The 19,620-nt window shown below is 60.8% G+C and carries 20 protein-coding genes; 7 read left to right on the top strand and 13 right to left on the bottom strand.

Annotated elements, in window-relative coordinates; all coding sequences use genetic code 11:
• Positions 1-13: 13 nt before the first annotated feature.
• From FHT85_RS06265 to pcaD, 10 genes are all read right to left on the bottom strand, one after another.
• The gene (locus FHT85_RS06265; protein WP_112398775.1) at positions 14-730 is read right to left on the bottom strand and encodes an ABC transporter ATP-binding protein; all 717 of its coding nucleotides are present in this window, start codon (positions 728-730) and stop codon (positions 14-16) included.
• Positions 711-1,475: an ABC transporter ATP-binding protein gene (locus FHT85_RS06260; RefSeq protein ID WP_112335862.1), complete on the bottom strand. Its 765-nt coding sequence runs from the start codon at positions 1,473-1,475 to the stop codon at positions 711-713. Before FHT85_RS06260 ends, FHT85_RS06265 begins: the two co-directional genes overlap by 20 nt.
• Entirely contained in the window at positions 1,472-2,476 is a 1,005-nt protein-coding gene (locus tag FHT85_RS06255; RefSeq protein WP_112335863.1) for a branched-chain amino acid ABC transporter permease, read from the bottom strand. The genes FHT85_RS06260 and FHT85_RS06255 overlap by 4 nt, the downstream gene beginning before the upstream one ends.
• Position 2,477: 1 nt before the next feature.
• Complete coding sequence (locus tag FHT85_RS06250; RefSeq protein ID WP_112410343.1) at positions 2,478-3,341, bottom strand: branched-chain amino acid ABC transporter permease; 864 nt, start codon at positions 3,339-3,341, stop codon at positions 2,478-2,480.
• A gap of 91 nt (positions 3,342-3,432) precedes the next feature.
• Positions 3,433-4,605 carry an ABC transporter substrate-binding protein gene (locus FHT85_RS06245; protein ID WP_112335865.1) on the bottom strand — a complete coding sequence of 391 codons (1,173 nt, stop codon included), beginning with the start codon at positions 4,603-4,605 and terminating at the stop codon, positions 3,433-3,435.
• Positions 4,606-4,750: 145 nt separating this feature from the next.
• Positions 4,751-5,803 carry a 3-carboxy-cis,cis-muconate cycloisomerase gene (locus tag FHT85_RS06240; RefSeq protein WP_112410342.1) on the bottom strand — a complete coding sequence of 351 codons (1,053 nt, stop codon included), beginning with the start codon at positions 5,801-5,803 and terminating at the stop codon, positions 4,751-4,753.
• A 3-nt stretch (positions 5,804-5,806) separates the two neighbouring features.
• A complete protein-coding gene (gene pcaG / locus FHT85_RS06235; protein ID WP_112410341.1) occupies positions 5,807-6,421 on the bottom strand; it encodes a protocatechuate 3,4-dioxygenase subunit alpha in 615 nt (204 codons plus the stop codon).
• The gene (pcaH, locus tag FHT85_RS06230) at positions 6,421-7,170 is read right to left on the bottom strand and encodes a protocatechuate 3,4-dioxygenase subunit beta (RefSeq protein ID WP_112410340.1); all 750 of its coding nucleotides are present in this window, start codon (positions 7,168-7,170) and stop codon (positions 6,421-6,423) included. The genes pcaG and pcaH overlap by 1 nt, the downstream gene beginning before the upstream one ends.
• 12 nt (positions 7,171-7,182) lie before the next feature.
• Positions 7,183-7,587, bottom strand: coding sequence for a 4-carboxymuconolactone decarboxylase (gene pcaC / locus FHT85_RS06225; RefSeq protein WP_112335869.1), 405 nt, complete (start codon positions 7,585-7,587; stop codon positions 7,183-7,185).
• A 5-nt stretch (positions 7,588-7,592) separates the two neighbouring features.
• Positions 7,593-8,393: a 3-oxoadipate enol-lactonase gene (gene pcaD, locus FHT85_RS06220; protein ID WP_112410339.1), complete on the bottom strand. Its 801-nt coding sequence runs from the start codon at positions 8,391-8,393 to the stop codon at positions 7,593-7,595.
• Between the two features lie 94 nt (positions 8,394-8,487).
• Between pcaD and pcaQ the strand changes: the two genes are divergently transcribed.
• The gene (pcaQ, locus tag FHT85_RS06215) at positions 8,488-9,414 is read left to right on the top strand and encodes a pca operon transcription factor PcaQ (RefSeq protein WP_112410338.1); all 927 of its coding nucleotides are present in this window, start codon (positions 8,488-8,490) and stop codon (positions 9,412-9,414) included.
• A gap of 185 nt (positions 9,415-9,599) precedes the next feature.
• Here the strand turns inward: pcaQ and pobA are convergent, their stop codons facing one another.
• A complete protein-coding gene (gene pobA / locus FHT85_RS06210; protein ID WP_112398934.1) occupies positions 9,600-10,772 on the bottom strand; it encodes a 4-hydroxybenzoate 3-monooxygenase in 1,173 nt (390 codons plus the stop codon).
• A 116-nt stretch (positions 10,773-10,888) separates the two neighbouring features.
• Here pobA and FHT85_RS06205 point away from each other — a divergent pair, with 116 nt between their 5' ends.
• Positions 10,889-11,773 (top strand): helix-turn-helix domain-containing protein, encoded by an 885-nt coding sequence (locus FHT85_RS06205; RefSeq protein WP_112410337.1) that lies wholly within the window; start codon positions 10,889-10,891, stop codon positions 11,771-11,773.
• A gap of 3 nt (positions 11,774-11,776) precedes the next feature.
• Here the strand turns inward: FHT85_RS06205 and FHT85_RS06200 are convergent, their stop codons facing one another.
• Entirely contained in the window at positions 11,777-12,532 is a 756-nt protein-coding gene (locus FHT85_RS06200) for an IclR family transcriptional regulator (RefSeq protein WP_112335874.1), read from the bottom strand.
• A 152-nt stretch (positions 12,533-12,684) separates the two neighbouring features.
• Between FHT85_RS06200 and FHT85_RS06195 the strand changes: the two genes are divergently transcribed.
• The 5 genes from FHT85_RS06195 (at position 12,685) to FHT85_RS06175 (ending at position 19,181) form a co-directional block, all read left to right on the top strand.
• Positions 12,685-13,392: a 3-oxoacid CoA-transferase subunit A gene (locus FHT85_RS06195; RefSeq protein ID WP_112410336.1), complete on the top strand. Its 708-nt coding sequence runs from the start codon at positions 12,685-12,687 to the stop codon at positions 13,390-13,392.
• Positions 13,389-14,078 carry a CoA transferase subunit B gene (locus FHT85_RS06190; protein WP_112335876.1) on the top strand — a complete coding sequence of 230 codons (690 nt, stop codon included), beginning with the start codon at positions 13,389-13,391 and terminating at the stop codon, positions 14,076-14,078. Before FHT85_RS06195 ends, FHT85_RS06190 begins: the two co-directional genes overlap by 4 nt.
• Positions 14,079-14,171: 93 nt before the next feature.
• Positions 14,172-15,377, top strand: a complete 1,206-nt coding sequence (gene pcaF, locus FHT85_RS06185; RefSeq protein ID WP_112335877.1) for a 3-oxoadipyl-CoA thiolase — start codon at positions 14,172-14,174, stop codon at positions 15,375-15,377.
• A gap of 153 nt (positions 15,378-15,530) precedes the next feature.
• Complete coding sequence (locus tag FHT85_RS06180; RefSeq protein ID WP_112410335.1) at positions 15,531-17,861, top strand: cation:proton antiporter; 2,331 nt, start codon at positions 15,531-15,533, stop codon at positions 17,859-17,861.
• Positions 17,862-17,981: 120 nt separating this feature from the next.
• Positions 17,982-19,181: an MFS transporter gene (locus FHT85_RS06175; RefSeq protein ID WP_112398930.1), complete on the top strand. Its 1,200-nt coding sequence runs from the start codon at positions 17,982-17,984 to the stop codon at positions 19,179-19,181.
• Positions 19,182-19,202: 21 nt separating this feature from the next.
• Here FHT85_RS06175 and FHT85_RS06170 read toward each other — a convergent pair whose 3' ends face one another.
• Positions 19,203-19,589 (bottom strand): ester cyclase, encoded by a 387-nt coding sequence (locus tag FHT85_RS06170; RefSeq protein WP_112335880.1) that lies wholly within the window; start codon positions 19,587-19,589, stop codon positions 19,203-19,205.
• Positions 19,590-19,620 lie beyond the last annotated feature (31 nt).

Here is a 19,620-nt window from a genome sequence, read left to right as displayed (position 1 = left end):
AAAGAGACTGCCGCTAGTGCAGGCCACCGACGCCAAGCAGGCGGTCGACCACATCATGATCTCTTGCGAGCGCCTCGGGCGTCCCCTTCCAGGCAAGCCGCCCGCGCTCCAGAATGACGACATCGCTGGCAAAATCCAGTGCGCTCTGGATCCGCTGCTCGACGAGCAGGATCGTCATGTCGCCCGCCTTGGCGAGCTCGGCGAAAGCCGCCATCAGTTCCTCGCAAATGACGGGCGCAAGCCCTTCCAACGGCTCGTCCAGAAGCAGGACGGAAGGGCGACCGAGGATCGTGCGTGCGGTCGACAGCATCTGCTGCTCGCCGCCGGACAGCTGTCCGCCAAGGTTGCGACGTCGCTCTTTCAAGCGCGGGAACATGTCATAGGCTTCCTGCAGGGCGCTCTTCGGCCGCCCTTTGAGCCCGACGGACAGATTTTCCTCCACCGTCAGCGTCGGAAAGACATCGCGCGTCTGCGGCACATAGCCGAGGCCCTGATGGGCGCGTCTGGCACTGGGCAGCCCGGCAATATCGGCCGAACCCAGCCGGATGCGGCCATCATAGCGCCGGGTCTGCCCGGCGAGCGTGGCAAGCAGCGTGCTCTTGCCCATGCCGTTGCGGCCGAGCACGGCAAGCCGGCCGCCGGCCGGCACGGAAAAGGAAACCCCTTCCAGCACTCGCGTCGGACCATAGCCGGCCGACAGGTTTTCGACTTCAAGCGGCGTGGCCGGCATTGGCGTAGCTCCCAAGATAGGCTTCGCGCACCCGCGCGTCCTGCGTCACGTCTTTCGGCGAACCATCGAATATGATCGTGCCGGCGGCGAGCACGACCACGCGCTTGGCAAAACGGAAAACGAGGTCCATGTCATGCTCGATCATCAGCACGGCGAGATCTGCCGGCAGATCGGCCAGCGCCTGTTCGATGCGGCCCGTATCGCTTTGCGGCACGCCGGCGGCAGGCTCGTCGAGCAGAAGCACCTTCGGCTTCAGGGCCATGGCAACGGCAATTTCCAGGAGCCGCTGTTGGCCGTAAGCAATCTCGCTGACCTTGCGATGCGCGAGAGAAGCGAGACCAAGTGTGCCGAGCAGCTCCTCCGTCTCGGCCATGACATCGCGCATCGCGAGGAAATTGCCGAACATGCGACTGGAGCGACCCGTCCGCTGCAGCACGGCCATGCCGACATGCTCGGCCGGCGTCATATCCTGAAACAGCCGCGTCACCTGGAACGAGCGTACGAGGCCGCGCCTGACCCGGCCGATGGCATCGACCTTGTTGACGCTCTGACCGCCGATGCGGACCTCGCCGGAATCCGCTTGCAGATTGCCCGTGACGAGATTGACGAAACTGGTCTTGCCCGCGCCGTTCGGGCCGATGAGAGCCACACGATCTCCCGGCGCCATCGATAGGCTGACATTGTTCGTCACCGTCAGGCCGCCGAACGCCTTCTTCAGATTGCTAACCTCGAAAATCGCGTTCATGCTCGCGCCTCCCGGCGACGGGCAACATAGGCGGCGGCCGTACCGTAGATACCCTTCGGCGCGAAGAGAACGACGAGGATCAACAGCGCACCGACAATCGTCAGCCAGTGGAAGGGATTGGCGGCAGAGACGTAATCCTCGAACAGCATGAAGATCAGCGTGCCGACGAGCGCACCGAACAGCGAACCTGTACCGCCGAGCACGAGCATGACAAGCGCCTCGGCCGATTGTGTGAAAGAAAGGCTGTCGAGGCCGACGACCTGCGTCGAGATCGCGGTCAAGGCGCCGCCGATGCCGGCAACGGCACCGGAAATGACATACATCTTGATGAGAGCTACCTTGGGCGAGGCTCCCATGGCGCGGATGCGCAAGGGATCTTGCCGAATACCGCGGCAGAGCATGCCGAAGGGCGAACGAACGAGAAAGCGCAAAAGCACGAGCACGATCAGCAGGAGTGCCACGCCGTAGAGGTAAGCCGTGTGCCCATAGAGATCGAACTCGAAAACACCGAACAACGGATCGGCTGAAATGCCCGACAGACCGTCGCTTCCGCCTGTCCAGCTCGATGCCTTGTTGGCGAATTCGTGGAAGAGATAAATCAGCGCGATCGATAGCACGAGCTGTGGCAGACCATGAGCTCTCAGAATGACGATGGAGCAGACCAATCCGGCAAGTGCGCCGCCTGCAATGCCAGCAAGCGTCATCAGCAGCGGGTCGTTGATGCCGTAATGGGCGGATGCGATGCCGGCAGCGTAGGCGCCGGCACCGAACAGCGCTGCATGGCCGAGGGTCGCCACGCCGCAATAGCCGGTGACAAGATCGAGCGACAGCACGAGAAGCGCGATCGCGATCAGCCGCGTGAGAAGAGCGAGGTTGTCCGGAAACAACAGGTAGCCGGCGGCAGCCAACAGGACGATGACCGCTACCGCGATCAGATCCTGCCCGAATGTACGATGTCTGGTCACGATCGGTGCGGCCTCTCTTTCAAGGGTCAAAGCCATGTTACTTCATTCTCCCTGCAAAGCCGCGCGGGAAGACGCAGATGATGGCGATGACGGCCAGATAGAAGAAGAATTCCCCATATTCCGGCATAAGGTAACGGCCAGTCGTATCGATGCAGCCAAGGATGAGACAGGCGAGCAGCGCGCCGGAAATCGAGCCCGCGCCGCCGACGGAGACGACAACCAAGAAGGTCACCATGTAGCGCAGAGCATAGTAGGGTTCGACCGGCAGCAGTTCGGCACCCACCACGCCGCCGAAGGCGGCAAGCCCAACGGCAACGGCGAAACTGACGGCGTAGACCACTTCCGTTCTGACACCGAGAGCCGCCGCCATTGCGGCGTTATCGACGGAAGCGCGCAACTTCACGCCGAAGGAGGTCTTCTCGATCGTATACCACAAAGCCAAAGCGACGATGAGACCGCAGACGATCGCGAAGATGCGATGGGTGCCAATGGTACGGAAGCCAACGTCGACGGAGCCTTGCAGGCTGCCTGGCAAGGGAATGGTCTTCAAGGTCGGACCGAAGACGTAGTTGGCGATACCGATGATGCAGAAGGTGATGCCGATCGTCATCAGAACCTGCGTCAACTCAGGCGCACCATAGATGCGCCGATAAAGCAGCCGTTCGATCGGGATGGAGATGATGACCGTGCCGACCACGGCCAGCAATACGGCGGCGGCATAGCCAAGACCAAGATCATGTGCGGCATAAGAGGCGATATAGCCGCCGATCATGGCAAAGGCGCCATGGGCCAGATTGACGACGCGCATCAACCCCATAGTGACGGAAAGCCCGATGGAAATGACGAACAGCACCATGCCGTAAGCGAGGGCATCGACTGCTATGCTGAGCACGGTTTGCATTGAAATTGCTGGTCCGGTTGTTGTTGCGCGGCCGCTGTCGTCACACCCCTGACCGGAGGCTTCCGATCAGGGGTTGGAGCTTCAGGAGCGCTTACTTCGCGGCAGCAAGGCCTGGATCGCCCTGCTTCTCGAAGGTCTGGATTTCCTTGTTGTAGTACTTGCCGTCACCGCCCTTGGCGACTTCGCGCAGATAGATATTCTGCGTGATATGCCGGCTTTCCGCATCGATGGTCACCGGGCCGCGCGGGCTGACCCAGGACAGACCCTTTACGGCGTCGACGGCCTTTTGCGCATCCTGCTTGCCGCCGGTCGCCTCGATCATCTTGTAGATGACATGCATGCCGTCGAAAGCACCGACGGCCGGGAAGGTCAGCTCGGCCGGATTGCCGATCGCCTTGTCGGCGGCGGCAACGAAAGCCTTGTTTTCGGGCGAGTCATGCGCGATCGCATAGTGGAAGGTCGTCTGCATGCCGAGTGCGGCGTCGCCAAGTGCCGGTAGATCGGATTCCTGCGTGAGGTCGCCGGGTGCAAAAAGCTTGATGCCGGCGGACTTCAGGCCATTCTCATTGTAGGCCTTGACGAAACCGAGCGTCGTCGGGCCTGACGGCAGGAAAGCGAAGACGCCTTGGGCGCCGGAATCCTTGATGCGCTGCATGATGGGGCTGAAGTCGTTGGTCGACAGCGGCATGCGGATCGCCTGGACCACTTCGCCGCCCTGCTTCTCGAAACCGGCCTTGAAGGCATTTTCAGCATCGACGCCTGGACCGTAATCGCTGACGACGGAGATGACCTTCTTGACGCCGGCATCATAGGCAACCTTGGCGATCGGCGTCGAGGTTTGCCAGGTGGTGAAGGAGGTCCGCACGACAAGCGGGCTCTTGGTGACGATGGCCGAAGTCGCGGCGTTGAAGATCACCATCGGCACATTGGCCTGCTTGAGGATCGGCGTCACGGCCATCGCATCCGGGGTAAAGTAGAAGCCGGCGAGATACTGGACCTTCTCCTTGACGACGAGTTCCTGGGCCAGCGCCTTCGACTGGGCGGGATCGGCCTGCGGCACGTCGCGGTAGATCACTTCCACCTCGTCATTGCCGACCTTCTTGCCATTCACGGCCATATAGGCGTCGATGCCTGCCTTGAAATTCTTGCCTTGCAGCGCGAACGGGCCAGAAAACGGACCGATGACGCCGACCTTGATGGTATCGGCATAGGCAGCGCTGCCAAGAGCAACGGCCGCAAGGGCGGCCAAGACAAACCGTTTCATTTTTTCTCCTCCCGGCAGCCGTTTCTGATGCCGCCCTTGATCATTCAAATTTCGATCATCACCAACTTCTCACGGGAATTGGTAATGTAAAATGAAATAAAACCTTGCTTCCATATCAATCCAGTTATGAATAGCGACAAATATCTTACTCGACTGTCGTTCCCAAGCGCTTGACCGAACCAGCCAGTTGTAACGCGTGGCGCAACGATGCGGCTGTTGCCACCACCATGGGCGGCAGCAGCAGCCATTCCAACGTCCAGGCAGCCCCCGAGCGCTCCTGCTCGTGTACCAGCGATTGATGAATGCCCGAAAGCTGGACGGCATTGAAGCGGGCCAGCGTGACCAGCGTTTCGGCGGCGACCGGGTTTTGCTTGTGCGGCATAGCCGAGGAGCCGCCACCGCCGGCAAGCTCGATCTCCTCGCCCGCCTGCGCCAGAAGTGCAACATCCTGGCCGATCTTGCCGAGGCTGCCCGAGATCATGGACAGGAGCCCCGCCAGTTCGGCAATGCGCCCTCTCTGGCTTTGCCATTGCGGCTCGTCCGTCAGGCCGAGCGCCTGCGCCAGCAAGCTCCTGATTTCGGCCGCCCGCGGGCCGAATTTTTCCAGCGTGCCGGCAGCCCCACCGAACTGCAGCGGAAAACTCTCCTGCGTCAGCCGGTCGCGATATTGATCGAGCGGATGCCGCCACGCCCGCAGCCGATCGGACACGGTGATTGCGATCGCCGCCTGCATCCGGGTGCGGCCCATGAGCCGGTTCGATCCGAAACGTTCATCCAGTTTTGTGAGTGCGGAGGATACCGCAAAGAGACGGCTGCTCAGAATAAATGCCGCTGCCTTCAGCCGCAGCATCAGGCTGGTATCGATGACATCTTGGCTGGTTGCGCCGAAATGGACATGTTTGCCGGCATCCTCTCCGACCGCCTTGCGCAGTTGCCGAACAAGATCCGGCACGACAACGCCATCCGATGTCGTTGCCCTCCGCAGGCTTTGTAGATCGGGCTCGAAATCCGCGCAGACCTTAGCGATATGCGCAGCCACCTCCTGCGGGATCAGCCCATGCCGCCCCTCGACCTGGGCAAGCGCCGCTTCGAAAGAGAGCATGGCGCGGATATCGGCCTTGGCCGAGAAATACGCCGCAATCTCCTCGTCGCCGAGGAGGCCGGACAGGAATGGATGATCGAAGGGAGAAACGCTCATGGCCTATATATCGAGGAAAACCGTTTCCTTGTCGCCCTGCAAATGGATATCGAAGGTGTAGACGGAGCCTTCCTTCGTGGCAATCAGCGTCGCGAGGCGATCCTTATGTTCGATGCGTGCGAGCAAGGGATCTTCAGCGTTGGCCTCAGTCTCTTCCGGAAAATACATGCGTGTATGCAGGCCGATGTTGATGCCGCGTGCGACGATCCAGACGGTGATGTGCGGCGCCATCTTGCGGCCGTCCTTGAAGGGAACGCGACCGGGCTTGATGGTCTCGAAGCGGAAGACGCCGTCGGTGGAATTGGTCGGGCAACGCCCCCAGCCGGTAAAGTTCGGATCGGCTGTGCCGCGCAGCTCCGACGGGCTGTTGTAAAGCCCGGCGCTATCGGCTTGCCAGATTTCGAGAACAGCATCCTTGACCGGCGCTCCCGCGCCGTCCAATACCCTGCCCGTCACCGTGATGCGCTCGCCGAGCGTCTTGTCGTTGACCATGACGGAGCCGAGATCGGTCTCATAGACGCCGCCGATTTCGCTGTAATTCGGTGTCAGGCCGATGTGGACGTAAGGGCCTGCCGTCTGCGACGGCGTTTCCTTCAGATAGCCGAGATCCTGTACCATCAATTGCCCTCCAGTCGGTTTTCGAACAGGGTCGAACGGCGACCGCGCAACACGATATCGAATTTATAGGCACGGGCATCCATCGGGATCGTGTTGCCCCAATCGAGCGGCGCGATCAGCTGTTCGATCGCCTGTTTGTCGGGGATCGTTCCGACGATCGGACACTTCCAGATCATCGGGTCGCCCTCGAAATACATTTGCGTGATCAGCCGCTGCGCAAAGCCATGGCCGAAAACGGAGAAGTGGATATGTGCCGGCCGCCAATCGTTGACGCCGTTCGGCCAGGGATAGGCACCGGGGCGGATGGTGCGGAAGGCGTAGCCCCCTTCCCCATCGGTAATGGCGCGGCCGCAGCCCCCGAAATTCGGATCGATGGCGGCGAGATAGGTTTCCTTCTTGTGGCGATAGCGCCCGCCGGCATTGGCCTGCCAGAATTCAAGCAAGACGCCCGGAACTGGCCGGCCGCGCTCGTCGAGCACGCGACCATGAACAATGATCCGCTCGCCGATAGCGCTCTCGCCAGGCCTGGCGAAGTTATGGATCAGGTCGTTGTCGAGCTCGTTCAGTATGGAATGGCCAAAGACCGGTCCGGTGATCTCCGAAATCGTCCCGTCGAGCGAGAGCAAGGCGCGCTGTGGAGAGCGCAAAACGGAGGTCTTGTATCCCGGCGCGAAGGCCGGCGGATGCCAAGCGCGATCCCGCGCAAAAAATGCGCCCGTTTCGGGCTTGCTGTTGCTTCTATCGGACATGTCTGCCTCGTTTCATGCCGCTTGTTCGGCGTCCATCTGTTCGAAAACCTGCTTCGCTATCTTGATCGCGTGGTTTGCGGCCGGCACGCCCGCATAGATCGCCACATGCAGGAGCGCCTCGCAAATATCGTCGCGCGTCGCGCCGGTGTTGCGCGTGGCGCGCACATGCATGGCGACCTCATCATCCTGACCGAGCGCTGCCAGAAGCGCGATCGTCACGATCGAGCGCTCCCGCCGACTGAGAGTCGGGCGCGACCAGACGTGCCCCCAGGCCGCTTCGGTGATCAATTCCTGGAACGGTTGATCGAAATCGGTCGACCCCTGCTGGGCCCGATCGACATGGCTGTCGCCGAGCACGGCGCGACGCGTCGCCATGCCCTGTAGATAACGCTCGGACGGCGCGGTAGGGTCATTCATCAGGCTTATTCTCCACGCAGGACGACGTCGATGAAGGCACGGATGACTTCGGTCAACGCCTCGGGTTGTTCGACGCAGGGAATATGGCCGGCGTCCTTGATCACTTCATAACGCGCATTCGGAATGAGCTTTGCCGTCGACAGCACCAGTTCCGGCGGGGTCGAGCCATCTTGATCACCGACGATGCAGATGGTGGGCACGGCGATCTTGGCCGCGGCTTCGGTCAGATCGGCATCGCGAAGGGCAGCACAAGTGGCGACGTAACCTGCGACCGGCTGGCGGATCAGCATGTTGCAATAGCCGGCGAAGGCGATGTTTTCCGGACGACGAAAGGCCGGCGTGAACCAGCGTTCCATGATGGAATCGACGATGGATTCAATGCCATGTGCCTCGACCTGCGCGATGCGGGCATTCCAGCTGTCGGCCGTGCCGATCTTGTGAGCGGTATCGCAGAGGATCAGCGCTCTCACCAGATCCGGGCGCCGCTGATAGAGCGACTGCGCGACCAGCCCGCCGACCGACAGCCCGCAGATAATGGCATTCTTGACGGAGAGGAAATCGAGCAGGCCGGCAAGGTCGGTGGCGTGATCCTCGATGGAATAGGGCATCTGACCGAGATCGGAGAGCCCATGGCCGCGCTTGTCGTAGAGCACGATGGCGAAATCGCCGGCGAGCCGCACGATCACATCCCGCCAGATCCGGAAATCGGTGCCGAGCGAATTGGCAAAGACAAGCACCGGCTTGTCGGCTGGACCGCCGATGATCTGATAGTGGATCGTGACGTCGTTAATGCGGGCAAACTGCACTGGAAATCTCCTCGGACGCGAGATTGGATGTATAATCCGGTTAGGTAAAATGATATTTCTTTGCTCTACGATAACTCCAGGGTTATGAGTGAGCATGCTCGACGCACGCATCAAGTTCCGCCATCTGCAGACTTTTGTCGAGGTTGCGCGCCAGAAAAGCGTGATCAAGGCGGCTGGCCTGTTGAATATCAGCCAGCCGGCAGTGACGAAGACGATCCGCGAGCTGGAAGAGGCACTTGGTGTCGCCGTCTTCGAGCGCGACGGGCGTGGCATCCGCATCACCCGCTACGGCGAAGTTTTTCTCCGCCATGCCGGCGCCGCTCTGACGGCACTTCGCCAGGGCCTCGATTCTGTCTCACAGGAGCGTTCCGGTGAAGCGCCGCCGATCCGCGTCGGTGCGCTGCCGACGGTCTCGACACGCATCATGCCGCGAGCGATGGACCTGTTTCTCAAGGAGGAGACCTGGAGCCGCATCAAGATCGTGACAGGCGAAAACGCGGTGCTTCTGGAGCAGTTGCGGATCGGCGATCTCGACCTCGTCGTCGGCCGATTGGCAAGCCCCGACAAGATGACCGGCTTTTCCTTCGAGCATCTCTACTCCGAACAGGTCGTCTTCGCCGTCCGGGCCGGCCATCCGCTGCTTTCCGCCCAGCAATCGCTGTTTTCCGATCTCAACCGCTACACGATCCTGATGCCGACGCGCGGCTCGATCATCCGCCCTTTCGTCGAGAGCTTTCTGATCGCCAACGGCGCCGGCGGACTGCCCAACCAGATCGAAACCGTCTCCGATTCCTTCGGCCGCGCCTTCGTGCGATCGAGCGACGCCATCTGGATCATCTCAGCCGGCGTCGTTGCCGGGGATGTCGATGATGGCCTGCTGGCGCTTCTGCCGATCGATACCAGCGAGACGAAAGGACCGGTCGGCTTGACCATGCGCACCGACGCCATTCCAAGCCTGCCCCTGTCGATCCTGATGCAGACAATCCGGGAAGCGGCAAGCGAGGTCGCCAAGAAGTTTTGAGGCGGCTTAGAAAACTGGAAATGCCCCTCACCCCAGCCCTCTCCCCGTTTTGACGGAGAGAGGGGGCGACAGTGCCAAACCCCTTCGCCCCGCGTGCGGGGAGAAGGTGGACTCGAACAGTTGAGCGAAGCGAACTGTGAGAGGACGGATGAGGGGCTTGCCTATCCATATGCGATTGCCCCGCTTCAAAACGGCAGGCCCACATAATTCTCAGCGAGCGCGGTCGATGCGGCGCGCGAATGGGTGAGATAATCGAGCTCGGCTTCCTGGATCTTCTGGTCGAAATCGCTGGTATCGGGGAAACGATGCATCATCGTCGTCATCCACCAGGAAAAGCGTACCGCCTTCCAGACGCGAGCGAGCGCGCGGGCGGAATAGGCTTCCAATCCGGCATTTGAGCGATCCTGATAATGCTCGGCAAGGCCCGAAAATAGATAGTGCACGTCGCTGGCCGCCAGATTGAGCCCCTTGGCTCCGGTCGGCGGCACGATGTGAGCGGCGTCGCCGACAAGGAAGAGACGGCCGAAGCACATGGGTTCGGCGACGAAGGAGCGCAGCGGCGCGATCGATTTTTCGAAGGATGGTGCGGTGATCAGAGCCTCGGCATGATGGGCCGGCAGGCGGCAGCGCAACTCATCCCAGAAGCGATCGTCGCTCCAGTCCTCGACCTTCTCGTCGAGCGGACACTGAATGTAATAGCGGCTGCGTGTCATCGATCGCATGGAGCATAGAGCGAAACCACGGGGATGGTTGGCATAGATCAGCTCGTGATTGACGGGTGCCACCTCCGCCAGCACGCCAAGCCAGCCGAAGGGATAGACCTTCTCGAAGCTGCGGATCGCCTTTTGCGGAACCGATTTGCGGCTGACGCCGTGAAAGCCGTCGCAGCCGGCGATGAAATCGCAATCGATGCGATGCGAAATGCCGTCCTTCTCGTAAGTCAGATAGGGCGTATCGCCATCGAAGCCATGCGGTTGGACGTTGGCGGTGCTGTAGATGGTTGGAGCACCGCTTTCCTCGCGGCGGGCCATCAGATCGCGGGTCATCTCCGTCTGACCGTAAATGACGACTCGCTTGCCCCCGGTGAGACCATGAAGGTCGATGCGATGATCGCGGCCGTCGAAGGCAAGCGAGAAGCCGTCATGTGGCAAGCCCTCGGCATGCAAACGTGCGCTTGCCTTCGCCTGATCCAGCAACCGGACGGTGCCTTCTTCAAGAACGCCGGCGCGGACGCGGCCGAGAATGTAATCCTTGCCGACGCGATCGAGAATGACGTTGTCGATACCGGCCTCCGTCAGCAGCTGGCCGAGCAGCAGCCCGGACGGCCCCGAACCGATAATGGCGACTTGAGTGCGCATCGTCTCCTCCCATGCGTATTTCTTGCTTCAAGTCTCTTCGGCGCGAGGCAAGTCCGCAATGGACATTTCGGTCATGAAATTGCACAAATCGAGCATGGCAAGGGAGGAGAGCCGCGATGAAGACCGTGCCGACCTACGAGCTTTATGGCGAAAATACCGGCCGGAAGCCGGATTTCTGGCTGCATTGCGAGACAATTCCCTCTCGCAGCAGTCTCCATCACTGGGAAATCCGTGCGCACCGGCACGAGAGCTTCTTTCAAATCTTGTACATCGATGCCGGTTCCGGTGACGCCATCTTTGACGGAACTCCCCATCCCATCACGCCACCCACCGTCATTACCGTTCCGCCACGGCTCAATCACGGATTCCGATTTTCGCGAGATATAGACGGCTTCGTCATCACGGTGTTGATCTCGCATCTGAAGGCATCCCCGGGCGATCGCAGCCGGCTCGGAACATGGCTTGCCGAGCCGCATCTGACTTTGCTCGACACTCAAAACGAAGACGCGGCGTATGTCGCCAAGACGCTAAAACGCCTGGGCGAAGAATTTGCCAGCCATCGTAACGGCCGCAACGATCTACTCGATGCCTATCTGACCTCGGCCTTGCTACTGACGGCGCGCATAGCTCAAAAGGCCGATGAAGGATCGACGCTCAGCGACGAGAACGAGCGCCGCATGGAGATGCTGCAGGGTCTCATCCAGCGCCACTTCCGTTCGCACAAGCCGGCCGCCTTCTATGCCGAGAGCCTCGGCATCTCGCCGGCCCATCTCAGCCGCATCGTCCGCAGCAAAACCGGACGCGGCGCGCATGAGCTCATTACACGCAAGCTGCTGGATGAGGCCAAGCGCGAACTGGTCTTCACCTTCGCGACCGTCCAGGAAATCAGCTATCGCCTCGGCTTTGCCGACCCCGCCTATTTCTCCCGCTTCTTCATGAAGCAGACGGGCCAGACGCCGCGCACCTGGCGGCTCAAGGAGCGGGTGAGGCTGGGAATGTGATGGTTACGGCAGCACCAGCCGCAAAGCCTTCTGCGTTTCCTTCAGCAGCGGCAGAAAGCGCTCGGCCATGTCGGAAGCCGCGACGTAAGCAGCCGGAGCACCGATATTGATCGCCGCCACCGTCTGACCGCGATCGTTTTCCACCGGCACGGCAATCGAGCAAAGGCCGATTTCCAGTTCCTGATCGATGACGGCATAGCCCTGCTCCCTCACCCGGCGGAACTCGGCTATCAGCTCCTCAGGATCGGTCTTTGTATTCGGAGTATTCGCCTTAAGGTCACTCCGCTCCAGCACCGCACGCGCCTCGCTTTCCGGCAAGGCGGCAAGCAGGACGCGGCCCATCGAAGCGCAGAAGGCCGGAAGCCGGCTGCCCGGCGTCAGGTTGATCGACATCACCCGGCGCTGCGAGGCGCGGGCAATGTAGACGACCTCCGTGCCGTCGAGAACCGAGGCTGAAGCATTCTGCCCGGCGCGCTCGGCAAGCTGATCGAGATGCGGCTGGATGATGGTCGGCAGCGGCGTCGCGGCCAGATAGGCATGGCCGAGCCTCAAGATCTTCGGCGTCAGCGTGAAGAACTTGCCGTCATAGACGGCATAACCGAGTTCGGAGAGCGTCAGCAACGAACGGCGCACCGTGGCGCGATCGAGGCCGGTCAGCTTCGATGCCTCGGCAATCGTCAGACGCTGCTGCGTCTCGCCGAAGGCTTCGATGACTTTCAATCCCTTGGCAAAGCCGCTGACGAAATCCGTTTCGCGCATATCAGCCTCCGATCTCTCACTCATTTTGTGCGATATATGAACAAAAATCAAATAACGCACAAAATGATTGCCGTCCAGACCATGCTGATCTATTCGAAAGGAAGAGGACGGGTCGTCTCAATCCGCCCGCAATGGCAAGTGGGAGTTTCGGCATGGACAAGACAATCGCGAGCACGGCAGCCGCCGTCTCCGACATCGGCGATGGCGCGACCGTCATGATCGGCGGCTTTGGCGGCTCCGGCGTGCCGATCGAACTCATCCATGCGCTGATCGACAAAGGCTCGAAGAACCTGACCGTCATCAACAACAATGCCGGCAACGGGCGTATCGGCATCGCTGCGATGATCGACGCGGGCATGGTCAGGAAGATGATCTGCTCCTTCCCGCGTTCATCCGATCCACGCGCCTTCACGGACCGCTATCTGGCCGGAGAAATCGAGCTGGAGCTGGTGCCTCAGGGGACTCTTGCCGAACGCATCCGCGCCGGCGGCGCCGGCATTCCAGCCTTTTACACCCCGACTGCCTATGGCACCGAGCTTGCCAACGGCAAGGTCATCGCCGAGTTCGACGGCCGCCACTATGTTCAGGAGCGCTGGCTCAAGGCCGATTTCGCCATTGTCAAAGCTGAAGTCGGCGATGTGCAGGGCAATCTCATCTACAACAAGGCTGGCCGCAACTTCAATCCGCTGATGTGCATGGCCGCGGCCAAGACGATCGCGCAAGTCTCGAAAATCGTTGCCGCGGGCGAGCTCGATCCGGAGCGCATCGTTACCCCCGGCATCTTTGTCAACGGTGTCGTGGAAGTCGCCGATCCGCAGCAGGAAGAAAATCTCATTCGAGCCGGAGTGGCCTACGTATGACCATCGACACACGCGAAGACATCAAGCTCTCCAACGCCCAGATCGCCTGGCGCGCAGCTCAGGATATCGAAGATGGCGCCTATGTTAATCTCGGTATCGGTTTTCCGGAAATGGTCGCCCGCTACCAGCCCCCAGGCCGTCAGGCGATCTTCCACACTGAAAACGGCATCCTGAATTTCGGCGAGCCGCCGGCGGAAGGCGAAGAAGATTGGGATCTGATCAACGCCGGCAAGAAGGCCGTCACGCTAAAGCCCGGCGCCTCCTTCTTCCATCACGCCGATAGCTTCGCCATGGTGCGCGGCGGCCATCTGGATGTCGCGATCCTTGGCGCCTATCAGGTGGCGCAGAATGGCGACCTCGCCAATTGGCGCGTCGGCTCCAAAGGTGTGCCTGCCGTCGGCGGGGCCATGGATCTGGTCCATGGCGCCAAGCAGGTTTTCGTCATCACCGAACATGTAACGAAGGACGGCAAGCCGAAACTGGTGGAGGCCTGCACCTTTCCTCTGACCGGCGTCGGCTGCATCACCCGCATCTATACGAGCCATGCGATCATCGACATTGGCAAGCAAGGTTTCGTCGTCCGTGAAAAGCTCGCTGCGATGACTATGGACGAGCTGCAGGCGATGACCGGCGCGCCGCTCCATATCGATCGCCCCGTTGCCGACCTCATCGTGCCGAAGCTCTGAAGCCCGTTACGACCTTTCAGACTCGCGCGCGATGCTTTAAGCTTATAATATTTCGCAAGCCGCTTTTGCGCAACATGCCGTTGGGAGAAGACCATGACCGAAGCCTTCATCTGTGACTATATCCGCACGCCGATCGGCCGCTTTGGCGGGTCGCTCTCCTCGGTTCGTGCCGATGATCTCGGTGCCGTGCCGCTGAAGTCGCTGATCGAGCGCAACGGCTCGGTCGATTGGGAAGCCATCGACGACGTGATCTATGGATGCGCCAACCAGGCGGGCGAGGACAATCGCAACGTCGCGCGCATGGCAAGCCTGCTGTCCGGCCTGCCGATTTCGGTGCCCGGCACGACGATCAACCGGCTTTGCGGCTCGGGCATGGATGCCGTCATCGCGGCTGCCCGCGCCATCCGCGCCGGCGAGGCTGACATCATGATCGCCGGCGGCGTTGAGAGCATGTCGCGCGCGCCCTTCGTCATTCCCAAGGCCGAAAGCGCCTTTTCGCGCAATGCCGAGATCTACGACACCACCATCGGCTGGCGCTTCATCAATCCTGTCATGAAGAAGCAGTATGGCGTCGACTCCATGCCGGAAACCGGCGAGAACGTCGCGGAAGATTACAAGGTCAGCCGCGAAGATCAGGACGCCTTTGCCGTTCGCTCGCAGGCAAAGGCTGCCGCTGCCCAGGAAAACGGCCGCCTCGCCAAGGAAATCGCACCGGTGACGATCCCGCAGCGCAAGGGCGAGCCCGTGATCGTCGGCAAGGACGAGCATCCGCGCGCAACCTCGATGGAAGCGCTCGCCAAGCTCGGCACGCCCTTCAAGAAGGAAGGCGGCACGGTGACGGCCGGCAACGCCTCTGGCGTCAATGACGGCGCGGCCGCGCTCATCATTGCGTCTGAAGCAGCAGCTAAAAAATATGGCCTTACGCCGATTGCTCGCATCCTTGGTGGGGCGGCCGCCGGTGTCCCTCCGCGTATCATGGGCATCGGCCCCGTACCGGCTTCGCGCAAGCTGATGGCCCGCCTCGGCATGCGCCAGGAACAGTTCGACGTCATCGAATTGAACGAAGCCTTCGCCTCGCAAGGGCTTGCTGTGCTGCGCGAACTCGGCATCGCCGATGACGACGCGCGCGTCAACCGCAATGGCGGCGCCATTGCGCTTGGCCATCCGCTTGGCATGTCGGGCGCGCGCATCGCCGGCACGGCTGCCCTGGAGCTCAAGGAAACCGGCGGGCGCTATTCGCTTTCCACCATGTGCATCGGCGTCGGCCAGGGAATTGCCATAGCGCTGGAACGGGTCTGATCGTTCCGACCAGCCCATGGTTCGCGGCCCGATGCGCGGCGGACCATGCCCGCTGCTGAGTGCGCGATATTAGCCCGCGACGGCGGCGATCAGCGATGATCTGGAACGGCAAAGGCTTTGGCGCGTTTTCCTGCTGCTCAGTGGGATCAGTCCATGCCGTCACGCCAGAACGTCTTAAAAGCATTTCCGCCAAGCGCCCTTATCATTCTCATTGCCATCACCGTATTGCTGTCGATTACGCAATCCGCCTTCGCTGCCGAGGGACAGAAAGCCAGCCACCCTTCGGAAGGGCTGTTTCTGGTCCAGATCATTCTGCTTGTCGTATCGGGCAGGCTGCTCGGCGAATTGATGGTGCGCATCGGCCAGCCATCGATCATGGGCCAGATCATCGCCGGCATCATTCTCGGCCCCTCCCTTTTCGGCCTGATCTTCCCGCATGCACAAGCGAGCCTTTTTCCTTCAGACGGCGCACAAAAGAGCATGACCGACGCGATCGGCCAGCTCGGCATTCTCTTTCTCCTGCTGCTTGCCGGCATGGAAACCGATCTGGGTCTTGCAAAACGCTTGCGCAAATCTGCGGCCGGCGTCTCGCTGACCGGTATCGTCATCCCGTTTGCTGCGGGATTTGCCTTGGGCGAACTCATTCCCGACGCCTTGCTTCCCGATCCTCAAAAACGGCTGGTCACCTCCCTCTTCCTTGGCACTGCGCTTTCCATCTCCTCGGTGAAGATCGTCGCTTCCGTGGTTCGCGAGATGGACTTCATGCGCCGGAACATCGGCCAACTCATCGTCGCCTCCGCCATCATCGATGACACGATCGGATGGGTCATCATTGCCATAACGTTCGGCTTGGCCGAAAAAGGCACGGTCGATCTGACGACGCTCGCGACCAGCGTCGTCGGCACATTGGCCTTCATGGCCGTCAGCTTCACCGTCGGCAGACGGGCGGTCTTCGAAATCATCCGCTGGACCAACGACAATTTCCGTAGCGACCTGCCCGTGCTCAGCGCCATCGTCGCAATCATGGGCACGATGGCGATCATCACCAATTTCATCGGGGTCCATACCGTGCTCGGCGCTTTCGTCGCCGGCATTCTGGTCGGTGAATCGCCTATTCTCACACGTCAGATCGATGTGCAGCTTCGGGCTTTGACGACGGCTCTGTTCATGCCAGTCTTTTTTGGACTGACCGGTCTGCAGACCGATCTCACCGTACTTGCCGATCCTTCCATCCTGCTGCTGACGGCTGCTGTCGTGATCATAGCAAGTATCGGCAAGTTCGGAGGCGCTTTTGCCGCCGCCAGGTTCGGCGGCTATTCGGCATCGGAGGCCCTGGCGCTCGGCTGCGGCATGAATGCACGCGGATCGACGGAGGTGATCGTCGCAACCATAGGCCTGTCGGTCGGCGTGCTGGACGAAAAACTCTTTTCCGTCATCGTCGCCATGGCCGTCATCACCACCATGGCGATGCCGCCGACGCTTCGGTGGGCGCTTGCCCGCCTGCCACTGCGTGAGGAGGAGCGCAATCGTCTGGAGCGCGAACAGTTCGAAAGCGAGAGCTTCCTCGGAAATTTTGAGCGCATCCTGCTGGCTGTCGACGGTTCGCAAAGCAGCCGCCTGGCAACCTGGATAGCCGCTTTCTTCGCGGTGACGCGCAAGATGCCCGTCACGGTGATGGATGCGCGCGGAGCCGATGAAACTCCAGACACGCCCGGTGCTATGGGAGCCTTGCATCCAGCGTCGCACGCCAAGGCAATCGCCGAAGATCTGCGCCAATACGCCACTGATCTGCTTGCGTCGGCGCCACCGGAGCAGAACCTGGCTGGCGAAGGCGATATCCATGTGACAATCCGAGAAAAGAGCGACAAGCTCGAAACCGTACTCGAAGACGTCTCCGATACAGGCCACGATCTTCTCCTGGCGGGCATCGAACCCTCCTTGGGAGACGATGGTCGCTTCGGCCCGTCGCTGCAGGTCATGACATCGGCGTTCCAGGGAACTCCGGCGATCATCACGGCACGCGGCCCGCTTCCAAAGCATCCGGGAGATCTGCGGATACTGCTTCCCGTCAGTGGCACCGAGCGCTCCATCCGCGCCGCCGAATTCGGGCTCGCGATCGCAAAGGCGGCAAACGCCCATTGCGCGCTGTTATTAATCGTCGAGCCGCGCCGCGCCGGCGCTATTCCGCGTATTAGCGACCGAGGCAACGACCATCGGGATATTTTGAATAAGGTCGGCGCCATTGCAGATTATTATGGCGTACAGATCGAAAAGGTCGTTCAGCAAGGACCTTCGCCGGAGCTCTCGATCTTGCGGCATGCGCGCAGCGGCGGATATAATCTGATCGTGCTCGGCGTAAGCAAAAGAGCCAGTGGTAGCCTTTCCTACGGAAGCATCGCCGACACGGTGCTGCAGGCCGCCGACAGATCCTGCATTTTCATCGAAACAGATCTGGCCTCCTCCTCGCAGGCAATTCGCGAATAGGCCGACCATCAGCCGTGAGATGGATCAGGAGAATCAATAAAACACATCAACGCTATTCATTTTTCCTATGCTGCCTCCTAGTCCATATTGGCCGGCAATATGATTTGACCGAGCGCACCGATGTCCGACCTTGCCCTTTCGCGTGACCACGAAGAAGCCGATACGCGGGAGGGATGGAAGGTCGTCGCCGCGACCCATGTGCTGACGGCCGTGACCTTCGGAGCCGCCTATTCCTTCTCCGCCACCTTGCCGGGACTTGCCGCGGAGTTTAGCGCCTCTCGCGGCGAGATTGCCCTCGTCTTCTCCATCTCCGCATTCCTCTTCTATTCCCTGGGCGCGATTGCCGGGCCGCTCGCCGACAGATGGTCGCCGCGCAGCTTGGTTCTTCTGGGGCTTGCTGCCATGATTCTCGGCTATATCGGCGCCAGCCGCGCCGGATCTCTCGTGTCGCTCTATATCTGGTACGGCTTCGGCGTTGGCCTGGGGATCGGCCTCTCCTACGTTCCAGCCCTTGGCGCCGTACAATCCTGGTTTATCCGCAGACGCAGCCAGGCATCCGGCGTCGCGACCGCTGGAATTGGCCTTGGCACCCTGGTGCTGCCCTTTGCGATCGGCCAGGCGCTCCCCTTCATTGGCTGGCGAGGCTGCTTCATCGCGCTTGCGTGTCTATTTGCCGTGTTCGGATTGCCGACCGCAATGCTCATCCGCAAAAGGCGTGACAATCCGGATCCATCCCGGAGTCGAGCGGACAAGCATGTAAATGCTGCCATATGGCGGGACGGACGGTTCTATCTTTTCTATGCCGTGCTTGTTCTGTCGTCGTTTTGCACCTTCATTCCCTATGTCCATATCGTTGCGGCAGCCCAGGACATGGGTCTCTCGCTGCAAGACGGAACCACTCTTGTTGGCCTTATTGGCGTCGGCAACGTGGTCGGGCGCTTTTTCCTGGCCGGGCTCGGCGATCGCTTCGGCCGGCGCCGGCTATTGGCGTCTCTGACATTTGCCGTAGCCGCGTCCTTTGCTCTCTGGGCATTGGCATCAGGCATGATCCAGCTGGCGTTGTTCGCACTGACGTTCGGCATGAGCTATGGCGGCTGCGTCGGCCTTTATCCCGCTGTGGCGGCCGATCTGTTCGGGACGCGCAACATCGGCGCCGTCATCGGGTATCTCTATACGGCGGTCGGTATCGCAGCCTTGATCGGGCCGACGGCAGCCGGTTTTATTTTCGACCATACCGGCAGCTATTCCGGCCCGATTATCGCAAGCGGCCTCGCCGCTTTTGCGGCTGGGTTCATGGCACTGCGCCTTGGGCACGAATAGCATCATTAGTGGCGGTGATTGTCAGAGTTGGGCTGCGATGGCGGCCTTGTCGATGATTGACCAGACGTGCCGAATTCGTCCATCCAGAAACTCATAAAAGACGTTCTCAGCGAATTGGACCCTTCTGCCGTTCACCGCCATGCCGAACAACAGCCCCGTCGGTCTGCAATCAAATTGCAGGCGACATGCGACACGCGGCGGCTCGCAGATGAGCAGAGCGATATCGAAATGAAGATCGGGGATGGCGCGAAAATCACCTTCGAGCATTTGCCGATAGCCCGACAACCCCACATGGGCGCCATTATACCATACGTCTTCATGGACGAATTTGCGCAGGCTCGGCCAATCCTGCCCGTTGAGACAGGCAATGTACCCTCGATAGATCTCGGAAAGGTCGGTGCTTGCCATTCTCATTACCCTCGGCTGGGTGACAGCCGGT

The sequence above is a fragment of the Rhizobium sp. BK312 genome (assembly GCF_014193605.1).
Lineage (GTDB): Bacteria > Pseudomonadota > Alphaproteobacteria > Rhizobiales > Rhizobiaceae > Rhizobium.
Note: the sequence above shows the minus strand (reverse complement) of the source record. Positions and strands in the feature narration are given on the sequence as shown.

What these genes read in the sequence shown, in the direction of transcription:
- FHT85_RS06265 (WP_112398775.1), bottom strand. Translation starts at nt 730, where the DNA reads ATGCCGGCCACGCCGCTTGAAGTCGAAAACCTGTCGGCCGGCTATGGT.
- FHT85_RS06260 (WP_112335862.1), bottom strand. Translation starts at nt 1,475, where the DNA reads ATGAACGCGATTTTCGAGGTTAGCAATCTGAAGAAGGCGTTCGGCGGC.
- FHT85_RS06255 (WP_112335863.1), bottom strand. Translation starts at nt 2,476, where the DNA reads ATGGCTTTGACCCTTGAAAGAGAGGCCGCACCGATCGTGACCAGACAT.
- FHT85_RS06250 (WP_112410343.1), bottom strand. Translation starts at nt 3,341, where the DNA reads ATGCAAACCGTGCTCAGCATAGCAGTCGATGCCCTCGCTTACGGCATG.
- FHT85_RS06245 (WP_112335865.1), bottom strand. Translation starts at nt 4,605, where the DNA reads ATGAAACGGTTTGTCTTGGCCGCCCTTGCGGCCGTTGCTCTTGGCAGC.
- FHT85_RS06240 (WP_112410342.1), bottom strand. Translation starts at nt 5,803, where the DNA reads ATGAGCGTTTCTCCCTTCGATCATCCATTCCTGTCCGGCCTCCTCGGC.
- pcaG (WP_112410341.1), bottom strand. Translation starts at nt 6,421, where the DNA reads ATGGTACAGGATCTCGGCTATCTGAAGGAAACGCCGTCGCAGACGGCA.
- pcaH (WP_112410340.1), bottom strand. Translation starts at nt 7,170, where the DNA reads ATGTCCGATAGAAGCAACAGCAAGCCCGAAACGGGCGCATTTTTTGCG.
- pcaC (WP_112335869.1), bottom strand. Translation starts at nt 7,587, where the DNA reads ATGAATGACCCTACCGCGCCGTCCGAGCGTTATCTACAGGGCATGGCG.
- pcaQ (WP_112410338.1), top strand. Translation starts at nt 8,488, where the DNA reads ATGCTCGACGCACGCATCAAGTTCCGCCATCTGCAGACTTTTGTCGAG.
- pobA (WP_112398934.1), bottom strand. Translation starts at nt 10,772, where the DNA reads ATGCGCACTCAAGTCGCCATTATCGGTTCGGGGCCGTCCGGGCTGCTG.
- FHT85_RS06205 (WP_112410337.1), top strand. Translation starts at nt 10,889, where the DNA reads ATGAAGACCGTGCCGACCTACGAGCTTTATGGCGAAAATACCGGCCGG.
- FHT85_RS06200 (WP_112335874.1), bottom strand. Translation starts at nt 12,532, where the DNA reads ATGCGCGAAACGGATTTCGTCAGCGGCTTTGCCAAGGGATTGAAAGTC.
- FHT85_RS06195 (WP_112410336.1), top strand. Translation starts at nt 12,685, where the DNA reads ATGGACAAGACAATCGCGAGCACGGCAGCCGCCGTCTCCGACATCGGC.
- FHT85_RS06190 (WP_112335876.1), top strand. Translation starts at nt 13,389, where the DNA reads ATGACCATCGACACACGCGAAGACATCAAGCTCTCCAACGCCCAGATC.
- pcaF (WP_112335877.1), top strand. Translation starts at nt 14,172, where the DNA reads ATGACCGAAGCCTTCATCTGTGACTATATCCGCACGCCGATCGGCCGC.
- FHT85_RS06180 (WP_112410335.1), top strand. Translation starts at nt 15,531, where the DNA reads ATGCCGTCACGCCAGAACGTCTTAAAAGCATTTCCGCCAAGCGCCCTT.
- FHT85_RS06175 (WP_112398930.1), top strand. Translation starts at nt 17,982, where the DNA reads ATGTCCGACCTTGCCCTTTCGCGTGACCACGAAGAAGCCGATACGCGG.
- FHT85_RS06170 (WP_112335880.1), bottom strand. Translation starts at nt 19,589, where the DNA reads ATGGCAAGCACCGACCTTTCCGAGATCTATCGAGGGTACATTGCCTGT.